This window comes from Pseudanabaena sp. 'Roaring Creek' (assembly GCF_001402795.1).
Classification (GTDB): domain Bacteria; phylum Cyanobacteriota; class Cyanobacteriia; order Pseudanabaenales; family Pseudanabaenaceae; genus Pseudanabaena.
In genome coordinates this window covers 1-22,902 of sequence record NZ_LIRE01000741.1, presented here as the reverse complement: position 1 = coordinate 22,902, position 22,902 = coordinate 1, and the positions used below count along the sequence as shown (strand labels likewise).

The following is a 22,902-nucleotide window of genomic DNA, read 5'->3' as shown; positions in this document are numbered from 1 at the left end:
TCGCAGTTAATATCAAAGACACTTCTTATGGTTAACGACCTTACCAACTCCCAACGCGATCGGCAAAATATTCTGAACAATCGCTATGCGATCGAAAAAGTAGAAGAGCATCTTGCTCTTGGTGGCATTACTTATCAAGATACTCTCGTCTTTACGAAACAGCAGTTAGTTTCTCTATTTGAGGTCAGTGAAAGCACAATCGAGAAATATCTAACCAATCATGCAGAAGAACTTAAAACAAATGGATATAAAGTGCTTAGAGGTCAAGCCCTTAAAGATTTTTTAAACACTACTGGTGGTGTCGTAATTGATTACGGTAGCAAAACGACTGCTTTAGGCATATTTACTTTTCGGGCTGTTCTAAATATCGCTATGCTTTTAACAGAGAGCGATCGCGCTCGACTGATCCGCTCCCGCATCCTAGATATCGTGATTGAGGTCGTGGCTGAGCGATCTGGTGGACACACTAAATACATTAATCAGCGTGACTGTGACTACCTACCTTCAGCGTATCAAGAATTTAGTTATCGACAAGTTTTTACTGATGCTCTAGATAATTATTTAGATATGGGGAAGTTTAAATTTGGCATATATACCAACAAAATCTACCAATTGATATTTAAGGAAAACGCTAAAGAATATAGACAAATTCTTAAATTACATAACAAAGACAAGGTTCGCGACACTCTATATGCTGAGGTTCTTAAGGCGATCGCCAGTGTAGAAAATGGTTTAGCCGAAGATATGAAGATCAAATCTATCCAATTAGGGCGCAAACTTCAGCCTTCAGAATTGGATGAATTGATTAACTTTGCTGCTAGTAATCATTACCTCAAACCCATTATTGAAGATGCTCGCACAAAAATGGCAAGTCGCGATCTTAGCTTTAGAGATGCCCTCCATCAAAAGTTAGAGGCTTATATTCAAACTGTGCCAGAAACTGATTTCGAGAAATTCTTAGGAGAAGCTAGTAGGTCTTTAGAAGAACAACTAGCCCATCCAGAGATTTTAGCTGTGTTTAAACGCCTCAAGGATCGATAGTCAATGAGTAAACAATTCTTCTATTTTAATATTCATTATGCTATTGATTTGCATGATTGGATTATTAGTAATTCAGGAGGTCTCTCTGGTATCAATAATTTGGGCTTGCTAGAAAGTCCACTAGAACATATTCAGAATGATCTTTATTATCCAGAATTCGAGGATAAACTAACCCACTTAGTTTTTTCGATTATCAAATCCCATGCTTTTGTCGATGGTAATAAACGCTCTAGCATTGAATTGGGATGTTATTTCCTAAAAATTAATGGCTACGACTATATCGTGAAGAAGTTTGTATTAGAGATGGAAAATATTGCTGTTTGGGTAGCTGAAGGAAAAATCAATAAGGATCTATTAAGAGAAATCATCAAATCTTTAATCTATGAAGATGACTATAGCGAGTCGCTCAAGCTAGAGATTCTGATTGCAATATCTAAAGAATTATAAAAGTATGAAACGAATCTTTTCTCAATGTAGCAAGGAACTATCGCAATTTAAGCGCGATCGCTTGACCTTGGCTTTAGCATTTTTACTGCCATTGATTACGCTCTTTATCTTTGGCTTTGCCATACGTCTAGAAGCGAAGAATATTCCCCTTGTGATTCAAGATTACGATCGCAGTCCGATTAGTCAACGATATGTCGCGAAGCTATTTGCCACCAATCAATTTATCTTTGTGCCTTGGAATGTGAATGACTCGGTAGAAATAGCCCTCGATCACGCGATCGCTAAGGCAGGTGTAATTATTCCCCCTGAGTTCAGTCGCCGCATTGCCGCAGGAAAAATTGCCGATGTCCAAGTCCTTGTCGATGGAACCGATAGCAACAATGCCAGAGTCATCAAAAATAGCATCAAGGCGACAACTAGTGATTTTATGCAAACCGAGGGTTTAATTCCTGACAATAATTTGCTAACCACTAGCTCTCGTCTATGGTTCAATCCTGGCAGACAGGAATCTCTCTACATCGTTCCTGGAGTCTATGCGGTAGTGTTATGGATTTTCCCTTCTCTGTTATCGGCGATCGCTATGGTTCGCGAAAAAGAGCGTCAAACGATTTTGCAGGTTTATGCTTCGAGCATGAGTTCTACGGAATTAATTTTAGGCAAAGGCTTAGCCTACCTGATCATCAGTTTGGGCATCGCGCTCTTGGTAATGACTATTGGGGCGATCGTGTTTAGATTAAGCTTTGCGGGAGATCCTACCCCTTTACTATTTGCCATTCCCACTTACCTATGGGCTAGTGTTATGTTTGGATTAATGTTAGGTACGCGAACGAACAATCAAAACGCCGCCGTACAGGGGGTTGCCCTTGTCGGGTTTTTAACAGCTTTGCTCCTGTCTGGCTTTATCTATCCTTTGAGTAATATACCTTTTCCGCTTTCTCTACTGCCTAATGTCATCCCTGCTCGATATTTTATTGAAATTACTCGCGATGCCTATGTGCGCGGCACTGGTTGGATTGGAGTCTGGTTTGCCGAGATTATGATTTTCGCGATCGGGATGTTCTTTTTTAACGTTGCTCGAAGGGTTTTAAGTAGAATGCAGTTGGCGGATTGATTTTGGCGATGGGGGAAACGCCAAGGATTTAAGGAATTTATGTAATTTAAAAGAATTTAATTGAAATGGGAATGAGAGTTTAAAATGTTTAACTGGTTCTTTGCAAGTCGATTTTGGGCTTTGGTGCGAAAGGAAATCAATCAAATTTTACGGAATAAACAGTTAATTATTTTATTGGTTTTTCCGCCAACAATTCAATTACTAGTTTATGGATTTGCCCTCAATCCTGATGTGCATTTTCTGAAAATGGGTGTCGTGGATTATGCGCGATCGCATGAAAGTCGAGAGCTAATATCCGCCTTTACCGAAAATCGGATTTTTACGTTAGCGCAGGTTCTATCTAGTGAAAAGGAGTTAGGACAGCAAGTAGAACGCGGCAAGCTCACCGTAGGCATCGTCATCCCCCCCGAATTAAATCGAAATCTTGCCAAAGACCATCCCTCAGAAATCCAAGTACTCATTGACGGTGTCGATGCCAATACGGCGGGGATTGCCAATGGTTATGTCAGTCAAATCGTCCGTCAGTATAGCGCCAAACTATCAGGGCAATCCTCTACACCACCAATTGACTCCCATGTTACATTTCTCTACAATCCTGGCTTAGCAAGTAGCTGGTTCTTTGTCCCTGGCGTAATCGGACTGGTACTAACCTTGATTGGTTCGATTGTTTCCTCCATAACCCTTGTGCGGGAAAAGGATACGGGAACGCTAGAACAATTGCTCATGACTCCCTCAGAGCCTTGGGAGATTCTCCTATCCAAAATTGTGCCATTATTTGTATTATTGATGGGTGATGTCTTTCTTGCCCTTGGTTTAGGAAGATTTGTGTTTGGGATTCCCTTTCAGGGGAGCTTTTTACTCTTCTTGATCTTGTCAGGGCTTTATCTCTTTGTGGGTATTGGTGTGGGGATCATGCTAGCCACAGTTTGCCAATCACAGCAGCAAGTGGTACTCACTACATTCTTCATTAATTTGCCCATGGTGCAGTTGTCAGGAGCGATCGCCCCTGTCGAGACGATGCCTGAATTTTTTTACTATCTCTCATGGTTTAATCCCCTACGACACTATGTAGCGATCGTGCGTGGCATCTTGCTCAAAGGTGTAGGGCTAGAAGCCCTATGGATGCATGTGGTTTCCCTTGCAATTTTTGCTGTCCTCTTGCTAACCATCAGTGCCAGAAAATTCCGCAGCCAACTAAGCTAACATCAGTTCGGGTTAAGCTGGCAAATTTTAAAAGCCCAGAAATAAAAGCCTTGCTACGCAAGGCTTTTATTTCTGGGCTTAGAGAAAGGGTTTGCTTAGCAAACCCTTTCTCTAAGCCCGTTTCAAATTCTCCCGAACTCACGTTAAGCTAAATCTTAACTCGATAAAGATACAGTGCTTTGCGCTCAAATCTAAACCAAGAAACTTTTTGAAAGCGTTGCGAGGCAACGCTTTCAAAAAGTTTCTTGTGGTTCTTTTGACAAAAAATTACTGTTTGATTCTCTCGTTTGATAATTACTGTCGATTACTTATACCAACTTAGAGCGTGTTTGAGAAGTTTTTGGCAATAAAAAAAGGTGAAAAAAAGCTCCCAAAGGTATAGCCTGTCAATATACAAAAACAAAGACAGCCTTATGGAAGCAACAAAGAAATCATACCCCACAGACTTAACCGATAACCAGTGGGAACTAATAAAAGACTTGATTCCAGCCGCAGGAACAGGAGGACGAAAAAGAACCGTAGATATTAGAGCGGTACTCAATGGTATTTTCTACATCAATGCTGCAGGGTGTGCATGGCGAATGTTACCCCATGATTTTCCTGTATGGCAAACTGTCTATCATTACTTTCGCCATTGGCGAATTACCAATACATGGCAGGAGATCAACGCTAAACTACAACAATGGTATCGGGTTAGTGAAGGAAGAGAAGCAACACCAAGCGCAGGATGTATTGATAGTCAATCAACTAAAATTGCTAGCCGATTAGCATCACCAGAAGCAGTTGGTATTGATGGCAACAAGTTCGTCAATGGGAGAAAACGACATATTCTTGTGGACACATTGGGTTTGCTATTGATAGTAGTAGTTACTGCGGCTAATCTTGATGATCGCAAGGGGGCAACCATGATTTTAGAAAAAATCAACCAAATTCGTGACCGTTTCCCCCGTCTATCAACGATTTGGGTGGATCGTGGTTATAGTGGTAAAGCTTTCATTCTGGCGATTCTGCATACTTTTTACTGGTGTTTGCAGGTTGTCGTTCCTCCTGTGGGGCAAAAAGGCTTTGTTGTCCAACAAAAGCGCTGGGTGGTTGAACGTACTTTTGCTTGGTTTTCTCGCTTTCGGCGTTTGACAAGAGAGTACGAACTTTTACCTGAAACTTCTGAGGCTTTTTTCTATGTCGGCATGATTCACATTCTCCTCAAACGCCTCGCTTAACTTCTCAAACACGCTCTTATTTAAACGATCGATGGATTTAATTACAGCCCATCTTACGTCTTGGATACTAATTGGTTTTACAGTAATATTTTTACAAAGACAATCTTGGTGGGAATATCATTATCAATTACTGTTTGTGCCATTAGGAATTATTGCATTGAGAGGTATTGAAATTTGTTGGGATAAAATCAGGAATTGGAGTTTTGACGTATCTTTACAACAAAAAATATTACTGTTGATAATAATTTTATTTCCCTTGTTTATATTTCCATTGACTAATTTGTCAATTAAAAGTTTTACTTTTGCAAGATCGAGCTTTGCTTTAAATGAGGAACAACAGTTAGTATACCAAGATAGATCTAGCGGAGGTCAATATAAATCCATTCGTGAAGAAATTGCATTTCTCAAAAACCCTGACAGTTTAAAAGGTGATATCTACGTGTGTGGAAATCCTCTTTATTACTACCTATCTGGACGTAATCAAGCCATTCCCATTAATGGATGGGCTCTAGAATTTTTATTGCCTGAACAATGGGTACTTCTTGGAAAGCAAATTTCTAGTATTCTTCCTGCCTATATTTTTATTTCAACGGAATACCATGACTTAATCAAAGAACAAAAAATCGAAGTATTACAGGTTTTAGAAAAATATAAAGTTTTGCATAAAAACGCTTCAGGTATTTGGTACTTAAAAACATAATTTCAACAAATGAATGGTATAGCATTCCTAAATCATGTATGACAAAAACAAGGCTTCGACTTCGATCACCCAGAATATCTCGATGGGTAATCGAAGTCGAAGCCTCTAAAAACTCATTTAGGATGGCTAAATAAATTATTGGGTTCAAGAGCTTTTATAATTTTATAAGCAGTTCAACATAATGAAAAACTTAAAACCAGAGAGAGTACCGCCCGCATAGCGGGCGTTACTCTCCTGTGGGGTTTAAGTTTACTTATGCTTAGCTACTTATAAACAATTAGCCTTGTTTTCTAAGCACGCGATTTTTAAGATGTCACAAAAATCTGAGCATTGGGGTATTGTCGGGGGTGGCATCTTAGGAATGACCCTCGCTTTGCGCCTCGCCCAACAGGGTAAACAAGTAACTTTAATAGAGAGTGCCGATCGCCTTGGTGGTTTGGCGGATGCTTGGCGTTTAGGCGATATTATCTGGGATCGCCATTACCACGTTATCTTGCTTTCCGACACCTATTTGCGATCGCTATTGACAGAGCTTGGTTTAGAGCGAGATATGCAATGGGTTGAAACAAAAACAGGATTTTATAACGATGGTAAACTCTATTCGATTTCTAATGCGATCGAGTTCTTACGATTTTTCCCTCTCAATCTCATTGATAAACTGCGTTTTGCCTTTACCATTATCTATGGCTCCAAAATTACTGACTGGAAAAAGTTGGAAAAAATTTCCGTCAGCGATTGGTTAATCAGATGGTCTGGTAAACATGCCTTTGAAAAAATTTGGTTGCCCCTCCTGCGATCGAAACTGGGCGAAAACTATCGCAAAGCATCGGCTTCTTTTATCTGGGCGATTATTGCGCGGCTATATGCGGCAAGGCGCACTGGTTTAAAAAAAGAAATGTTTGGCTATCTCTCAGGAGGATATCATCGCATTCTAGAGCGATTTACTGAAGTATTGATCGATTTGAATGTAAGTATCAAATTAGGGCATCGAGTCGAAAAAATCGAATCCTTGGAAACCTCGGACAGCCCTATTGTTAATGTAGAGTTTGCCGATGGCTCCTACGCCGAATTCGATCGCGTTATCGCGACAGTGCCAGCACCGATCGCCGCCAAGATATGTCATGGATTAGCAAACGATGAAATTAGACGACTGCGAGATATTGAATATCAGGGTATTATCTGTGCATCCTTACTTTTAAAAAACTCCCTTTCCCAATTTTATGTAACTAATATTACCGACACATGGGTTCCTTTTACGGGAGTAATAGAAATGTCAGCAATGGTGCATCGCTCTCAATTTGGAGGTAATGCCTTAGTTTATTTACCCAAGTATGTTGTCCCAGACGATCCCGCTTTTGAATTAAGCGATCGCGAACTAGAGGAAAAATTTATTCAAACCCTAGTACATATGTATCCAAAATTTCAGCGTAGCGATGTACTTTGTTTTCAAGTATCTAGAGTAAGGCATGTATTAGCGATCGCCACATTAAACTATTCAGAAAAGCTACCCGCGATCGTCACTTCAATTCCTAATGTATATGTGCTTAACACAGCCCATATTCTAAATGGTACGCTTAATGTCAATGAAACAATTCAGCTTGCAGAACGCAGCATGAGAGTTATGGTTTGATAATCGCTCTTTTATGATTAGAAATTAGGTGTTTTATAGCTCTTTTCAAGCAAACGATGCACAGAGTTTTTTTGTCCCTGCCTTCGGCAGGGACAAAAAACGTAATGTAATCAAGTCGGTAATCAAGGTATGAATAAAAGCAAAAATGTGATCGACTTAAAAACTATCAAGTTACATACGAAAAGAAGTCAAGAACCGATAGCTGTGTTTGCCTTACTTGCAATTACGGCATGGATTGCTCATTTTTGCTTCTCTAGTAGTTTTGGTTTCTACGAAGATGACTACTTTCGCATCAATAGAGTCATGGAAATGAATTTTTCTGAACTCTGGGTAGCCCTAAAAAGTGAAGTGTTAACCAATGGCAGACCGCTCCACTACACCTCAATCATTGCGTTTTCATTTCTAGGCAATAAACTAGGTGGATTAACGGGCATTTATTTTATTGCTTATACCTTATTTACTGTTAACTGTTTTTTGTTTTACCTATTCTTAAAAAGACTATTTGATAGGCAGTCTTTTACGATTATTGGTGCTTTATCATTTTGCTTGTTTCCCGTTAACACTACCCAAACTTGGCTAGCGGCAGCATTTGGCGTACAGATATCCATGACATTTTTGCTGTTAGCATTTCATAGCTATCTGGGACGAAAAAAATTATTATCTTATCTTTGCATTTCCTGCTGTTTACTCAGTTATGAAACCTTCTTTTTTATCTTTTTAACCGCTCCTTTACTAAACAAACAATGGAATTCTAGACAGTTAAGAGAGCTATTTAAGCATATATTGATTTTATTAGGAATGATCGTTTTAGTCGTGCTCCTGCGCAAGCTATTAATCAAAACTGTCGGAGTAATGGATATTGGTATTGCGCCCGCCTTTCGAGTATCGTTACGACTGATGGTTTACGGCTCATTAGTGAGCATGGGAATGTTTATTCTCAGGGCATTTGATACTTTATTGATGTGGGATTTTCGCAGTTATACCGTTCAACATATTCCTTGGGAATTCGCTAAAGATGTCTATGTAAAATATTTGCCGATATCACTAATGAGTTTGTTTTTAGTCCTATCAAATCTCAAAATATATTGTGCAGCAGATGATATTAGTGTAAAAACTATTATCGAAAGTAAATATTTAAATATAGAGTTAGAACTACCAGCATTCTGCCGACATTTATTAAAGTTGATGACGACAGGAATCTTGATGGTTATCCTATCCTATCCGTTATCATTAACTATGTCACCTTTTACTCTCACTGGACGCGACACTCGCATACATTTGCCAGCTAGTATTGGTATATCCATTATATCGGCTTGTGTTTTCTCGATCTTAATATACTTAATGGATGTGTATAAGAAGAGATTAATAACCTCCTTTGGGCTATCTATATTCTTTACTTTACTAATTGGCTTTGGGTTAATTGTCCAGCATGACTACAGAATAAGTTGGCAATACCAGCAGGCTTTTTGGACAGATGTAATGAGATTAGCGCCAGATCTTGAAGATGGAACTAAAATCCTCGTTGAGGATCCCCGATTTAAGTCTCCCCAGCAAATCACAGCTAATGCTTGGTATGTATCTTTGATATTGGATCAAATATACAAATTTCCTAAGGACTGGAAAAATCCACCCAATCTACACCTCGTACCTTTGAAGTGGTACGAGTATGCCTTATCTCAAAGTAATCTCTTTGACTTAAATAGTAGGGATTTACAAAGGCAAGTTAATCGGGTTGGATTTCCTAATTTTGTTTCAGATGAAAACTATCAATTTCCAAGTTCTAATGTCATCGTTCTCGCATCCCAAAATGGTAAACTCGTTCGCCAAACAACCCCTTTAATTGTTGGAGATCGGACTTTGCCATTAAAGCAATTACCTACTAATTTCACTCCCCTTGAGAAGAGTAATCTTTATAACTATTTGCGAGTTGATGAGATAAATAAAATTGAATATCTTGAAGAATAATGAATGTTTATAATTGATGTTGTGAGGAATAGAATATGTTAAAAAAGAAGCCAATTGCCAGCCTTTCCCTAGACCTTGATAATCAATGGTCTTATATGAAGACCCATGGGGATGATGGATGGCAATCTTTTCCCTCCTATTTAAATATTGTGATTCCAAGAGTATTGGCATTTCTAGAGGAGCGACACATTAGAATTACTTTTTTTATCGTTGGTCAAGATGCGGCCTTAGAAAAAAACCATGCAGCCCTTAGATCCTTGACTGATGCAGGGCATGAAATTGGCAATCATTCCTTTAATCATGAACCTTGGCTGCATCTTTATTCTGAAGATGATGTCGAAAGAGAACTAGCGATCGCTGAAGATCATATTGAAAAAGCAACAGGCAAGCGTCCCATTGGATTTCGCGGTCCTGGGTTTAGTCTTTCTTCTACGGTTTTGCGGGTGTTAGCCAGACGCGGCTATCAGTACGATGCCTCTACATTCCCTACATTTTTAGGACCTTTAGCGCGTGCTTACTACTTCATGACAAGTAAGCTAAGTAAAGAGGAAATGGAAAAACGTAAAGGGCTATTTGGTAAGTTCCAAGAAGGATTTCGTCCGCTCCAGCCCTATCAATGGCGTTTAATGGGCAATTTAATTGAAATTCCCGTGACCACCATGCCAATTTTTAAAATTCCCATTCATGTAAGTTATCTGCTTTATCTAGGCGTATTTTCGCAAACCTTGGCTTTATGGTATTTTCGATTGGCGATCGCCCTTTGTCGATTGATGCGAGTACAACCATCGCTTTTGCTGCATCCTTTAGATTTTATGGGTGGTGAAGATGTACCAGAGTTAGCTTTTTTTCCTGCAATGAACCAACCTAGCTACAAAAAAGTTGCCATGGTGGGTAAGGTCTTGCAGATTTTAGCCGAACACTATGCGATCGTCCCGATGTCAGTCCATGCTGAAGCGATCGCTCAGACGCAATCCAAATTAACCTCCGTTACACCCCATTTTTATCATGGTACGGAGCCTGTATAGGTAGTTGGGCGTAATTAAATACCAGAGTCACAAGCTTTAGCCCACGCATAGCCCCTGCTAAAGCTTTTAGGGTTTTATTTTTATTTCACCTAGGTACCTAGGCAAAATCCATGCATTGCCCTTACATTAACTAATGTAAGTCCAATTTTTCATTTAGTAATATTGAAACTAGTAATATCAAAACAATGTTTGACCGAAATTTATTGTTGCTGTTAGCAATATCTCTAGTCACAACTGGAGGACATATTTTATTTAAAAAAGGCGCAGTCTTAATCAATGTAGAAAATATTTTTACTTGGATAAATCCCGCCTTAATTATGGGGATGTTTTTATATGCGATCGGCACAGTCCTGTGGGTATTTGCTCTACGCTTTATTCCTCTTTCTAAAGCTTATCCATTTACTTTTTTAACTTTTATCTTAGTCACTCTTTTTTCAGTTCTTTTTTTCGGGGATAAAATTACTCCTTGGTACATTACTGGTATGGGACTAATTTTTATGGGATTGGTTTTGACTTCTCTAAAAATATAGAAATATAGCTGTCGTCAAGTGTCAAAAACACATCAAGCCCAATAAGAGAATGAAGGTATTTCTCTTCTCATTCTATATATTTATTAATACCTACTCCCTTCCCACTAAAGAAATAGACGTAATAAAGCCAAGAAATAGCGATGCGGGGCTTTGCCCCGCATCGCTATTTCTTGGCTGGTAAGGGAGTAGGCATCCCGCAGCTTAAAATTAATTTATTTTTTATTAAGCTTGCATGGATAAATCGCTTTATCGTCCTATCCTGTAAATTGTTTGGTATTAATAAGTATAAATATTATCAAATGTACTAGGATATAAAACCTAAGAATTAACAGATGGAGCTTTGCACATCCAATCAATTCTTAGGTTTTAATTTGTCCTAAGGCGGATAAATGTTGCTCTAGATAAAAACAAATAAAAACACAGAAAAACAAACCGCAACTAGCATATGCGCTATATTACTCTATGTTTTATATTTGTTTTATCTATGAACATATATATTTATTAATGATTGTTTTTTCTGGTTGGTGTATATTTTGAAGTGTCACGATCTTCACTTCAATTCATAAAATGCCTGAGGCTTTTAAGATGGATGAGTTATTACTTGATGTTACTTATTTTAAAGTATCGGTTATTATACCTGCATACAATAGTGCTAGATTTTTGTCTGAAGCAATTGAGAGTGTACTGAGTCAAAGCTATCCTGTCTTGGAAGTTATCGTAGTAGATGATGGATCGACGGACGAAACCAAAGAAATTTGTAATAAATATCCTAATGTAAAATATATCTATCAGAGTAACCGAGGTGTATCTGCTGCGAGAAATCTAGGCACCCAGATTAGTCAAGGAGAATATCTATTATTTCTCGATAGCGATGACCGCCTTTTGCCTAAAGCTGTTGAAATTGGGGTGAATTGCATTAAGACCATACCAGAAGTTGGATTTGTGTTTGGTAATTTTATTTTTCAATCTATCAATCCCGATGGTTCATATAAGACTGAAGAAATATACGATCGGCAGCCTGAAGTCGCCAATTATGCAAGTTTGCTAGCGTCAGATCATAGAATTCAATGTGCCTGTATTTTATTCAGACGCGTTTCAGTAGTATCTGTAGGTGGTTTTGACCCGACACTGAAGGCAAATGAAGATGTGAATTTGTTTTTAAATGTGGCTCGATCGTTTCCGATATTTTTTCACAATCAAACGGTATCTGAATACCGTTATAACGGAGCCAATGTATCGGGAAAACCAATTGAGATGCTAATTGGCGCAGTAAATTCCCATAGACTGCAATGGAATTATATCGAACAAACTGGGAACAAGGAATATGAAGCAGCCTATGAACGAGGTAAGCAGTTTTGGATTAAACTTTTTGTCGAACGACTTCCCTATGCAATCATGCGGTATGTCCAAACTGAGGACTGGATGTCCGCCCTAACTACTTTGCGATTGATATTAAACTACGATCCCCAACTAAAGTATGTTGACAAAACTATTTACGAATCATCCCGAAAAGCCGTCCTTTCGGAATTACAAAAGTTACCTTTTAAACCTTCGTTAGCCTATTGGAAAGAACAGCTTTCCTGCCTTCCTCCTCTGTTACCACTCCCAACCGATCGATCGCGCGGAATTGAGCAAAGCTTGAGGGGAAGCAATCAAGCTTTTATAATTCCTCAAAATTTAACAGAATCCATCAAATTGCTGAGCAGCTTGAGTGGAGTCACCCTATATATGACCCTTCTTGCGACACTCAATACCTTAATATACCGCTACACGGATACAAACGATATCGTAGTTGGTTCCCCAATTTTAAATCGTGACGATTTTTCGGTATCTTTTGTTAACGCAGTCGTTCTTCGTACCAATATGTCGGGAAATCCCAGCTTCCAGACCTTGTTAAGCCAAGTAAAAAAAATTGTTTCTGCAGCTATCGTTCATCAAGATGTTCCATTTGAGATTTTGGCAGAAGAATTACAACCCAAGAAAGAGCTAAGCTACACGCCCCTGTTTCAGGTTATGTTCGTGTTAGAGGAAGATATTTCCTTCCAAAATATCAATCTTTCTAACTTAAGTGCAAGTCCTTGGGTATTAGAAAATAATGAAGGAAAATTTGATTTGGTTTTGTTTCTAAAACAAGAAGGTCGATCGATACATGGGAAGTGGATATACAATACTGATTTATTTGATGCAACAACTATAGATCGTTTAAATGGGCATTTTCAGACTTTATTGGAAGGGATTGTAGCTAATCCAGAGCAATCAATTTCCAAACTACCATTGCTGACAAAAAAAGAGGAAAGGCAACTCCTTGTTGATTGGAATAACATTCAGACTGAATATTCTCAGAATAAATGCATTCATCATTGGTTTGAAAAGCAGGTAGAAATCGCTCCTGACCGATTGGCTGTAAGGTGTCAAGACGGGCAACTGTCATATCGCGAGTTAAACAATCAATCCAATCAATTAGCAAATCATCTAATTGTTTTGGGGGTAAGACCAGATACTTTAGTTGGTATCTGTGTGGAACGTTCCTTGGAAATGCTTGTTGGAATTTTAGGGGTTCTTAAGGCAGGCGGAGCTTACGTTCCAATAGATCCAAACACTCCCAAAGACCGATTGGAGCATATTCTCAGCGATGCTCGGATGGGAATATTGCTGACTCAGTCCACTCTATTAAATAATTTATCTGCTTGCGAACATAATATTTGCTTGGATTCTGACAATCACATCTTTAGTCAATATTCTCAATCTAATCCCTCAATTAACGTTGATGGTAATAACTTAGCCTATATTATTTATACTTCTGGGTCTACAGGGAAGCCCAAAGGAGTGGCAGTCAGTCATCACAACGTTATTCGCTTATTTACGTCTACTGAATCTTGGTTCAACTTTCATTCAGATGATGTTTGGACTTTATTTCATTCCTTTGCCTTTGACTTCTCCGTTTGGGAAATTTGGGGGGCATTATTCTATGGCGGTCGTATTATCGTCGTTCCCTATTCAGTAAGCCGCGATACAGGAGAATTCCACAAGTTATTAATTTCTGAGAAAGTTACTATTCTCAACCAAACACCATCGGCTTTTTATCAACTAATTGAAGTAGATAAGCGTTCCAATTCTCTCGGAGAATTAAGTTTACGTTTGGTCATTTTTGGTGGAGAAGCATTGAATATAGCTAACCTGAAGCCTTGGTTTGAGCTTCATGGCGATCGCTTTCCCAAATTGGTGAATATGTATGGAATTACGGAAACTACCGTACATGTTACCTACCGCCCCCTTACTCTTGAGGACGTGAAAGCTACAGGTAGCTTAATCGGTCGCCCAATTCCAGACTTACAAATTTACCTTCTAGATCGCTATCAGCAGCCTGTCCCGATTGGCGTATGTGGAGAAATATACGTTGGTGGTGCAGGTGTAGCGAAAGGTTATTGGCAGAGGGATAACCTAACTAAAGAGAGATTTATAACTAATAAGTTTGATAAAGATCCTAATGGACGACTTTATAAAAGTGGTGATTTGGCTCGCTACTTGAATGATGGCAGTCTTGAATATCTTGGGCGTATTGATGATCAAGTTAAAATTCGTGGTTTCCGAATTGAATTAGGTGAAATTGAGTCGGTACTATGTCAACATCCAGCAGTCGATCGCGTTGTAGTTATGGCGAGGGAAAATGCTCAGGGTGATAAGAACTTAGTTGCGTACATCACCTGTAACTCTGAAGAGCTGCCTCATGTTAGTGAATTTAGACAATTTCTTCAAGATAAATTACCTTATTACATGGTACCGAGCTTCTTCTTAGTTCTAAAAGAGTTACCCCTGACCTCCAATGGTAAAGTCGATCGCAAAGCTTTGCCTTCTCCCGCAGTCGAAAGTGCATCCTTAAAAACAGATCCTTCCACACCTCAAAGCAAAAATCAGAAAAATCTAATCGTCCAGAGCAATCCCATTAACAACTCTGATTCTAAGCAGTCTGAACCGAGAAACTCAAGAGAAAAAATCCTAGTAGATATTTGGGAAAAGATTTTGGGTTTAGATAATATAGGCATCCATGATAACTTCTTTCTATTGGGAGGGCATTCACTATCTACTGTCAGATTGGTGTCTGAAATTGAGAAAACTTTTAACTGCAAATTTCCTCTCAGCTCGATTTTTGAGATGGATACTATAGCTGGAATTTCTCAATGGATTAGCGAACAAGCACCTGAATCCGCGCCAATGGAAGAGCTTGTTAAAGGTGTAAGTCTTGAAGATTATCGGGCGTTATTAGCTCTTAGCGCAGGTATGAGAGGTACGCGAATTGGCAAGCGTGGTTTGATTATCAACATTTTGCCAGAATCGCAAACTAAAGACCAACCCTTTATCTGGATCGGAGAAGTTAAAACTGGCAAAAATCTCAATCTCAATCAGCCTTTGTACGTGATGCCAGGGGCAAGCCTATCTCCTTCAATGAATTCGCATAAAGATTACGTTTCGGCGATCGCATCTCTGTTAGTGGATGAATTACTCAGCCTGCAATCTAGCGAGCCCTACTCGCTAGGAGGGTGGTGTTATAACGGTTTGGTAGCATTGGAAATGGCGCAGCAGTTAAACAAACTTGGCAAAAAAGTAGATCTGCTGGTGCTGGTTGACGTATCGACAAGGGCAAAACTTTATAGACTTTTTCATACTTTAAACCTCAAGCTAGGAACTTTAAGATTTCATTTGTCAAAAATCTCCAAACTATCGCTTAAGGAGAAGTGGCAGTATATAACTTTGAGGGCATTTCATAAAGCTGAATCTTATCAAACGATAGAGGCTATTGAAGAACGAACCGACCTCGAAATAGGCATTGAATCTCTTGGCGAAGCTTTCAAAAACTATATACCTGATGCCTATAGAGGAAGGGTTTTATTGATCGTAGCAAGCGAGCAGATCGTTCACGGACAAAAGGATATTAAGTATTTCGATTTATCTTGGATGTTTCCATACAAAGGCTGGGAAAAATTACTAAAAGGCAAGGTGTACCCTGCCAAGATCGAATGCGATCATCTTGAATTAATGGATGACCCCTATTGCAAGTTAATCGGCGAGATCGTCCAAAATACGGCAAATCTGCCTTGAGTATCACCCACCATTACCTATTTGGGATACTGGTGAGTGTTGTTTTTACTGCCACATCCAGAGAGGCATTCCGCTGGTTTCCGTCTCAAATTGCAGACGGGCGATCGCACTATCAGATCCACTAGGCAAAAATTTGCTGGCAAAGGATTTAGGTGGTTTGATTGTAAAGACTTTGGTGGTTTTAGGGTCGAGTCCTACTAGTTCGGCGGCATAGCGTCTTGCGTCTTCTTCCGTGCCGATGCGATCGACTAGACCTAGGGCAACTGCTTGCTCCCCAGTAAATACGCGACCATCGGCAAAGGAGCGCACGGTCGCGGGGCTAAGTTTACGACCTTCGGCGACGGTTTCCACAAATTGGTTGTAGCTGCTGTCAATTAAGGATTGCAAGATTACTTTTTCTTCAGGGGTAATTTCGCGATCGAAAGACAAAATATCTTTATATGCCCCTGATTTGATGACTTTAAAGGAAACGCCAATTTTGTCGAGTAATTTCTCAATATTGTTACCGCGCAAAATTACGCCGATGCTGCCCGTAATCGTGCCAGCGTTAGAAACAATGTAATCGGCTCCCACACCAATATATACGCCACCACTAGCGGAAATATTGCCAAAACTGGCTACTACCTTGACTTTTTCCCGCAAACGTTTGAGTGCAGCATAGATTTCCTGAGAGTCACCCACAGTCCCTCCAGGACTGTCAATACGCAGCAATAGGGCGGGAAATTTTTGTTCTTCCACAAACTCTAGGGCTTCAAGAACGCGATTCCTTGTGCTAGAGCCGATCGCTCCTGTGATTTCAATACGTGCGATTTTTTTGCGAAATTTGCGTTTTAGAAGACCGAACATTTAGTTATCAGGTTTGAGTTGGAATTAACTTTTACTATATTAGATTTTTGGATTAGCAGTTTGGCGCAAAGGTTTGTCTGTTCGCGATCTCTAGGGGGTATTGGTAGCTTAAGTTACAAAATTTTGACTTGGAGTTGGGGGTTGATTCTAACTTTTGAGTGTGAGAATTACTAAAAACGACCAATAAAAAGCGGTATCCTGATGCAAGCTAAACATTTCGCAATATATTAAAATCCCCAATGCACGAGACGGAATTTCGTAGCAGCCTTCAGTTAGAGGGCGATCCCCGTAGACTTAAAATGATCATTGCTTTGGTAATTGTCTATGGATTAACAATTGGCTTGCATTTTGCGCCTTGGAGCCGTTGGTTGCTATTAGGGTTATTTAGTATTCAGGCTCTAAGGTTAATATTTGCGCCACCATTACCAGCGATCGCTTCGGTGAGCTCCCAAGCGACCGATTTAACTAATGGCTCGGATAATGTCTCAGATAATAGCTCGGAGCAAAATTCTCCAAATCCCTCAACGGATTTGCCATTTTTCTCGCTGCTTGCTTCGGCAAAAAATGAAGAAGCTGTGATTGGTAATTTAGTTAAAAATTTATGTCAGCTAGACTATCCCAGCGATCGCCTTGAGGTGTGGATCGTTGATGACAATAGCAGCGATCGCACCTCGGCAGTATTAGCTGTATTGCAACAGAAATACCCGCAACTGAAAACCTTGAGAAGGGGCGAGGGCGCTCAGGGCGGTAAGTCTGGGGCTTTAAACCAAGTTTTAGCCTTGACCAAGGGCGATATTATTGGCGTATTTGATGCGGATGCCCAAGTGCCTGCCAATGTTTTGCGATCGCTCGTACCATTATTTCAGCCCGCTAAAGTGGGGGCGGTACAGTTACGCAAGGCGATCGCCAATGCTGACGAAAATTGGTGGACGGCGGGACAATCCGCCGAAATGGCTCTAGATTGGTGTTTGCAGGATTTACGCATTCGGGTGGGTGGCACTGGAGAATTGCGCGGTAACGGTCAATTTGTCCGCCGAACTGCTCTAGATGATTGCGGTGGATGGAACGAGCAGACAATCACCGACGATCTCGATCTCACGATTCGCCTGCACCTCTGCCAATGGGATATTGCTTGTTTGAACTTCCCCTCGGTACGAGAAGAGGGAGTCTTAACGCTCAAGCAACTGTGGCATCAGCGTAATCGCTGGGCAGAGGGAGGTTTTCAGCGTTATCTCGACTACGGACATCTGATGCTGAGCGGTCGGATGGGATTTCTGAAAACCTTTGATGCTGTTCTCTTTTTCATCAATCAATACCTCCTGACGATCGCCTTTATCCCCGATACGATCACCGCCATTGTATTAAAGCAAAATCCAATGTTGCCTGCGATCGCGGGCTTCTCCCTCGCCCTCAGCTCGGTGACTATGGCGTTTGGACTGCGCCGCTCCTACCAAATGGCGTGGAAAGATGCGATTTGGAAGACCGTGCCAGGAATGATTTACATGTTGCATTGGATTCCCGTAATTGCGAGCGTGACTCTCAGAATGTGCGTTATTCCCAAACGCTTAAAATGGGTAAAAACCCAACATCAAGGTGCTGGGGAGAATATATTAGAAGAGGTCGGACTTCAAGAGATAGAAAGCAATGCATGATTGGATTGTCATTGGTGGCGGTATTGCGGGAATATCCCTAAGCTATGAATTACAGAAAGCAGGGTTTTCGGTATTGCTAATTGAGCAACATCAACAGCTACAGGGTGGCAGTAGCCTTGGCTATGGGGGGATATCCTATTGGTCTGGTACCACGACCCTTACCCAGCAGCTTTGTCAAGAAGGAATTGCTAGGCAATGCAATTTGTCCCATGAATTAGACATGGATACGGAGTTTCGGGAAATTGATTTGTTGCTAACCCTTACTCCCGAAGACGATCGGCAAGTAATTTTCTCGCAGTATAAGGACTGTGCAATCGCACCTGCGTTTCTCAATCCCCAAGAGGCAGTCGAGCGGGAACCGCAATTAAATAAGCAGGGAATTGGGGGCGCTTTATTATTTCCCCACGCTCATATCAATTTGACTAGTTTTGTGAAAGCTCACAGTCAAGCTTTCCAGAGATTAGGCGGTAAAACAGTCTATGCCAAGGTTACGCATTTGCTAACGGATGGCGATCGCCTATCGGGAGTGAGTACGGAACAGGGAGAATTTCGCAGCGCCCATGTGGCGGTATGTGCGGGGGCAATGTCGCGAATTTTACTCAAAGCTTCAGGGGTGAATTCAAGGATTTATTACACCCATGCCGAGGCGATCGATACGGAGCCAGTCGATATAGAACTGCGGACGATGGTGATGCCTGCGGATAATAAACGTAATGTGCTAGAAGGATCGACTACGGACGCGGATAGCGATGCTATTTGGGATGTGTTTGGACGAGAACTTTTGCCGCCTTCGATCGATGCTGGTGCAGTGCAATATAACGATCGCAGTATCAGGTTTGGACAACTCAGCCGAGTGCTAACCGACCCCCATGCCGTGATCGATGCGGCGCAGAGTGAGGCTGCCATTCGCGCTGAAATCGCTAAGGTACTACCCAAACTTGCCGAGCTTAAAGGCAAATGGCGCAATTGTCTTGTTGCTTTTAGTAGCGATAATTTACCCCTCGTTGGTTCTGTACAGGAATACGACAACTTGCATTTATTCTCAGGATTTACCAGCCCCACAGTATATGTGCCAGCCCTATCTCAGCGATTTGCGGCTCATGCCCAAGGTAAAGATGATGACATCATTCCCCTGTTATCTCCCAAAAGGTTTGATACCAAGTTAAGAAATGGCTAAGCCATTTCTTAACTTGGTATGACTAGAGATAGCTCTAAGTCGCTAAGCCTAGAAGAGCATACCGCCCGCGTAGCGGGCGGTATGCTCTTCTAGGCTTAGTCATCTATTTTTCGTCAGTATCTTCATCGAGTTCGACAATCTGACCATTAAAAAGGTCGGCTAAATTCTTAATTACCCTGTCATCTTCTGACATTTGCCCTTGGACTTTAATCTGAGGTGGTGGTGGGCTGGCTGGATTGGAGACAACATTTGCTGGCGGAATGGGTGGATTATTCGGCGCAATTGGATGGGGGGAACTAGGGGTATGGGCTGGCGGAGTATTACTTGGGGGAGCAATTGGGGGAGAGATCGGACTGGGAGAAGGGACGGATGGCAAGGCGATCGCAGGACGAGGGAGTGCTTCTGTTATTTGTGTTGATGACTCATTGGGGGATGGCGTAATAAACTTAAACATTACTTTAATTGGACGCTGGAGCAGTTTGGAGCAAGCATCTTCCAATTCACCCCGTTTCTGAACCACGATACTTTTAGTGGTTTCATCGCGATTGCTACCTAGCCCCACCTTGATCGTACTACTGTCGATAGAAAGAAAATGCGCTTGCTTTTGGATAAAAACATATTTGGTTGGAGTTGGTAGCATCGACAAAACACTCTGCCATAGACCATCGAGATCGTAACCAACGGAGGCAATATCTTCAAAATCGTCATGTCCAGACGCGATCGGCGTTTCGACTGGAGGAAGAGGAGAAATAGAGGGAGAAACTGGTTCGGATGTTTGGGGAACCGATGTTGGGGGAACTGATATTTGGGGAACTGATGTTGGGGGAACTGATATTTGGGGAACCGATATTTGGGGGACAGGAGGTGATGAAACTCGTTCCACAGGATCGGGCTTTGGTGATTGCTGGGTAATTGAGGGATTGGGAGATATATTTCGAGGTGGAATGAATGATTTTGCCGATAGATTTGATGGTGGAATCTGTGCGATCGCTCCTTGGGCTGAGGGCAGTAAACCCATGAGGGTAACTTCCAACCAGAGGCGGGGCTGAGTAGAGTTACGGATTTGTAATTCTGCCGATCGCAAATGTTGTTGACCTAGCAAAATATTGGGAATCGCCAAACCTTGAGCTAGTTGAATCAATCTTTCCCAACCAGAACTGGTCATCGCAACAAGATCGCTGCGATCGCTAGCGGTTTTGGCGATTAATAAATCACGATACAGATTCGCCAAATTTTGCAGCACGATCAAAGGTTCCCTTCCCCGATCCATAATTCGCCGCACATAATCAATCAATTGTGTGGAATGATCGGCGGCGATCGCTTCAATTAGCGATAGTAAATCTTGTTCAGGAACGGAACCAACTAAATCCCAAACTGCCTCAACGGTAATCTCTCCATCTAATAAGCTCAATTGATCGAGTAACGATTCGGCATCGCGCAGTCCTCCCTGTGCGATCTGAGCTACTAGCGTTAAAGCTTCAAGGTGAATATTAATGTTCTCATTTGCCGCAATTTTCCCTAAATGCTTGACCATCGCATCAAGGGGAATCCGCCGAAAGTCAAAACGCTGACAACGGGAAATAATCGTGGGTAATACTCGCTGCGGGTCAGTGGTAGCAAGAATAAAAGTAACGCGATCGGGGGGTTCTTCTAGGGTTTTCAGCAATGCATTAAATGCTGCTGTACTTAACATGTGACAGTTATGAACTAACAGCCCATTAGCGACAAAGTTATGATTATCTTCTACTTCAATATCATAAACCTGTTCATCACCAACGACTGTTACAGATTCGACCCTCTCCGAACTTGTATTCCAATGCTCCGCAACTACAGGTGACAATATGTTCATTCCAACTTTGATATTGCTTGCTGATGTCCATCCTGATTCTGTTCTGATTAAATGATTACCTGTGCATTGAAGCGATCGCTGATTAGTCTTAATAACCAGTGTGGGTTTCACACCTCGATCTAACCAACGTAAAACTTTTTTATATTCCCATTTTGACAAAGACTCGTTATAGCTAAGTACTTGCTTACCTAACAAATCTTGATCATCAAGACGCATTAAACCTGTGTCAGTCTGTACTAGCGTATCGCCAGTCAAACATTCATCAATAATGTAAACCTTAAATCTTGCCTTAACTGGGGCAAATTGGGCGCGTTCGATGAGTTCGCGGATATTATCAACGCCTGTGTTACTTGCTGCGTCAATTTCGGTAATATCTAGGGCGTTACCATTGGCGATGCTGTGGCATAGCTCGCACTTGCCGCAGGGGTGAGGGGTGGGACTGTCTGAGCTTAGGCAGTTGAGCGACTTTGCCATGATCCGCGCACTGGATGTCTTACCCGTACCTCTTGCGCCAGTAAATAGGTAGGCAGGGGCAATCCGCCCCGTATTTAGCGCGTTTGATAGGGTATGGGCGATCGCCTCCTGACCAACTAAATCAGCAAAGATTTGGGGGCGATATTTATGATGTAGTGGCTCATAGCCCATAGGAACACGATGTCAAGCATTGCTGGTCAAATATATCATTCACCAGTATAGCGATTACTCTAGAGCCGAGATAGTTGTCTGGGCGATCGTCCTTAAACTTCTACATCTATGGTGCAAGTAGTTAGCTTATAGTATTGCTACTGCCGCAAAGCCTCGATCGGTTGGGTTGCCATGCTTGCCCACGATCGCCGCTACCCATTGCGGATAATTTGCCTGTGCATCTTCTGGCTTTTTTGAATACCTTCGGCTTCATTGTTGCGCTGAATAGGCGATCGCCACAGGCAATATAAAAGTTACCGAGAGTGTAAAGTGAGATGTGTAAAGTCTGGGATGTATACAGAGAGATAATCAAGACACCCAATAACTAACACTAAAACCGATGAATATATGCAAAGAACTGCTCAATGAATTGCTGCAAGAATGCAAAACACCACCCGACCTATTTTGATTGCTTGTGTCGATGGTTTGACTGGGTTTCCTAAGGCACTTGAAACGGTATTTCCCAAAACTCAGGTACAGTTGTGAATTGTTCATATGGTGCGTAACTCGGTCGCTTTTGTGCCATGGCAACATCAGTTCGACAAGCTTACTGACCACGCAAGCAAGGCGTTACTCTGTGCGATTGCTGATTCATTATTATAAATTCTTCGCTTAGTCTCTTCGAGATATAGGCTCGGAGGTTGCAAAAGTCCAAAGTAGCTATTTTATAGTCGTTTTAAATAACTTGTAGACGGGCTTCGACTTCGCTCAGCCCTCGGTGTAAG

16 protein-coding genes are annotated in these 22,902 nt (G+C 41.3%); 13 read left to right on the top strand and 3 right to left on the bottom strand.

Translation table 11 applies throughout. From position 1 onward, the window contains the following. The first annotated feature begins 27 nt into the window (after positions 1-27). The 11 genes from AC805_RS21995 (at position 28) to AC805_RS21945 (ending at position 15,969) form a co-directional block, all read left to right on the top strand. On the top strand, positions 28-1,041 hold the full coding sequence (locus tag AC805_RS21995) for a hypothetical protein (RefSeq protein ID WP_055077391.1): 1,014 nt from the start codon (positions 28-30) through the stop codon (positions 1,039-1,041). A 3-nt stretch (positions 1,042-1,044) separates the two neighbouring features. Continuing rightward, on the top strand, positions 1,045-1,488 hold the full coding sequence (locus AC805_RS21990) for a type II toxin-antitoxin system death-on-curing family toxin (RefSeq protein ID WP_055077390.1): 444 nt from the start codon (positions 1,045-1,047) through the stop codon (positions 1,486-1,488). Positions 1,489-1,492: 4 nt separating this feature from the next. After that, on the top strand, positions 1,493-2,599 hold the full coding sequence (locus tag AC805_RS21985) for an ABC transporter permease (protein ID WP_055077389.1): 1,107 nt from the start codon (positions 1,493-1,495) through the stop codon (positions 2,597-2,599). An 84-nt stretch (positions 2,600-2,683) separates the two neighbouring features. Next, entirely contained in the window at positions 2,684-3,802 is a 1,119-nt protein-coding gene (locus AC805_RS21980; RefSeq protein ID WP_055077388.1) for an ABC transporter permease, read from the top strand. A gap of 413 nt (positions 3,803-4,215) precedes the next feature. Then, entirely contained in the window at positions 4,216-5,022 is an 807-nt protein-coding gene (locus tag AC805_RS21975; protein ID WP_055077387.1) for an IS5 family transposase, read from the top strand. A gap of 31 nt (positions 5,023-5,053) precedes the next feature. After that, on the top strand, positions 5,054-5,722 hold the full coding sequence (locus AC805_RS21970) for a hypothetical protein (protein ID WP_055077386.1): 669 nt from the start codon (positions 5,054-5,056) through the stop codon (positions 5,720-5,722). 310 nt (positions 5,723-6,032) lie between these two features. Continuing rightward, entirely contained in the window at positions 6,033-7,352 is a 1,320-nt protein-coding gene (locus tag AC805_RS21965) for an NAD(P)/FAD-dependent oxidoreductase (RefSeq protein WP_055077385.1), read from the top strand. A 129-nt stretch (positions 7,353-7,481) separates the two neighbouring features. Beyond that, positions 7,482-9,317, top strand: a complete 1,836-nt coding sequence (locus AC805_RS21960) for a hypothetical protein (RefSeq protein WP_055077384.1) — start codon at positions 7,482-7,484, stop codon at positions 9,315-9,317. A 35-nt stretch (positions 9,318-9,352) separates the two neighbouring features. Further along, positions 9,353-10,342: a polysaccharide deacetylase family protein gene (locus AC805_RS21955; protein WP_055077383.1), complete on the top strand. Its 990-nt coding sequence runs from the start codon at positions 9,353-9,355 to the stop codon at positions 10,340-10,342. 185 nt (positions 10,343-10,527) lie between these two features. After that, on the top strand, positions 10,528-10,872 hold the full coding sequence (locus tag AC805_RS21950) for an EamA family transporter (RefSeq protein ID WP_055077382.1): 345 nt from the start codon (positions 10,528-10,530) through the stop codon (positions 10,870-10,872). 567 nt (positions 10,873-11,439) lie between these two features. After that, positions 11,440-15,969 (top strand): non-ribosomal peptide synthetase, encoded by a 4,530-nt coding sequence (locus AC805_RS21945; protein ID WP_055077381.1) that lies wholly within the window; start codon positions 11,440-11,442, stop codon positions 15,967-15,969. Between the two features lie 45 nt (positions 15,970-16,014). On the opposite strand, the gene sppA is transcribed toward AC805_RS21945, so the two are convergent. Continuing rightward, positions 16,015-16,815, bottom strand: a complete 801-nt coding sequence (gene sppA / locus AC805_RS21940) for a signal peptide peptidase SppA (protein WP_055077380.1) — start codon at positions 16,813-16,815, stop codon at positions 16,015-16,017. 239 nt (positions 16,816-17,054) lie between these two features. Between sppA and AC805_RS21935 the strand changes: the two genes are divergently transcribed. Continuing rightward, complete coding sequence (locus AC805_RS21935; RefSeq protein ID WP_055077379.1) at positions 17,055-18,467, top strand: glycosyltransferase family 2 protein; 1,413 nt, start codon at positions 17,055-17,057, stop codon at positions 18,465-18,467. Beyond that, complete coding sequence (locus AC805_RS21930; RefSeq protein ID WP_055077378.1) at positions 18,460-19,644, top strand: FAD-binding oxidoreductase; 1,185 nt, start codon at positions 18,460-18,462, stop codon at positions 19,642-19,644. Before AC805_RS21935 ends, AC805_RS21930 begins: the two co-directional genes overlap by 8 nt. 103 nt (positions 19,645-19,747) lie before the next feature. Here AC805_RS21930 and dnaX read toward each other — a convergent pair whose 3' ends face one another. Continuing rightward, positions 19,748-22,138 (bottom strand): DNA polymerase III subunit gamma/tau, encoded by a 2,391-nt coding sequence (dnaX, locus tag AC805_RS21925; RefSeq protein WP_082429612.1) that lies wholly within the window; start codon positions 22,136-22,138, stop codon positions 19,748-19,750. A gap of 121 nt (positions 22,139-22,259) precedes the next feature. Continuing rightward, positions 22,260-22,490, bottom strand: a complete 231-nt coding sequence (locus tag AC805_RS25885) for a hypothetical protein (RefSeq protein ID WP_156341533.1) — start codon at positions 22,488-22,490, stop codon at positions 22,260-22,262. Positions 22,491-22,902 lie beyond the last annotated feature (412 nt).

Excerpts from the sequence above, each read along its gene's own strand:
- AC805_RS21995 (WP_055077391.1), top strand. The coding sequence starts at position 28 with ATGGTTAACGACCTTACCAACTCCCAACGCGATCGGCAAAATATTCTG.
- AC805_RS21990 (WP_055077390.1), top strand. The coding sequence starts at position 1,045 with ATGAGTAAACAATTCTTCTATTTTAATATTCATTATGCTATTGATTTG.
- AC805_RS21985 (WP_055077389.1), top strand. The coding sequence starts at position 1,493 with ATGAAACGAATCTTTTCTCAATGTAGCAAGGAACTATCGCAATTTAAG.
- AC805_RS21980 (WP_055077388.1), top strand. The coding sequence starts at position 2,684 with ATGTTTAACTGGTTCTTTGCAAGTCGATTTTGGGCTTTGGTGCGAAAG.
- AC805_RS21975 (WP_055077387.1), top strand. The coding sequence starts at position 4,216 with ATGGAAGCAACAAAGAAATCATACCCCACAGACTTAACCGATAACCAG.
- AC805_RS21970 (WP_055077386.1), top strand. The coding sequence starts at position 5,054 with ATGGATTTAATTACAGCCCATCTTACGTCTTGGATACTAATTGGTTTT.
- AC805_RS21965 (WP_055077385.1), top strand. The coding sequence starts at position 6,033 with ATGTCACAAAAATCTGAGCATTGGGGTATTGTCGGGGGTGGCATCTTA.
- AC805_RS21960 (WP_055077384.1), top strand. The coding sequence starts at position 7,482 with ATGAATAAAAGCAAAAATGTGATCGACTTAAAAACTATCAAGTTACAT.
- AC805_RS21955 (WP_055077383.1), top strand. The coding sequence starts at position 9,353 with ATGTTAAAAAAGAAGCCAATTGCCAGCCTTTCCCTAGACCTTGATAAT.
- AC805_RS21950 (WP_055077382.1), top strand. The coding sequence starts at position 10,528 with ATGTTTGACCGAAATTTATTGTTGCTGTTAGCAATATCTCTAGTCACA.
- AC805_RS21945 (WP_055077381.1), top strand. The coding sequence starts at position 11,440 with ATGCCTGAGGCTTTTAAGATGGATGAGTTATTACTTGATGTTACTTAT.
- sppA (WP_055077380.1), bottom strand. The coding sequence starts at position 16,815 with ATGTTCGGTCTTCTAAAACGCAAATTTCGCAAAAAAATCGCACGTATT.
- AC805_RS21935 (WP_055077379.1), top strand. The coding sequence starts at position 17,055 with ATGCACGAGACGGAATTTCGTAGCAGCCTTCAGTTAGAGGGCGATCCC.
- AC805_RS21930 (WP_055077378.1), top strand. The coding sequence starts at position 18,460 with ATGCATGATTGGATTGTCATTGGTGGCGGTATTGCGGGAATATCCCTA.
- dnaX (WP_082429612.1), bottom strand. The coding sequence starts at position 22,138 with ATGGGCTATGAGCCACTACATCATAAATATCGCCCCCAAATCTTTGCT.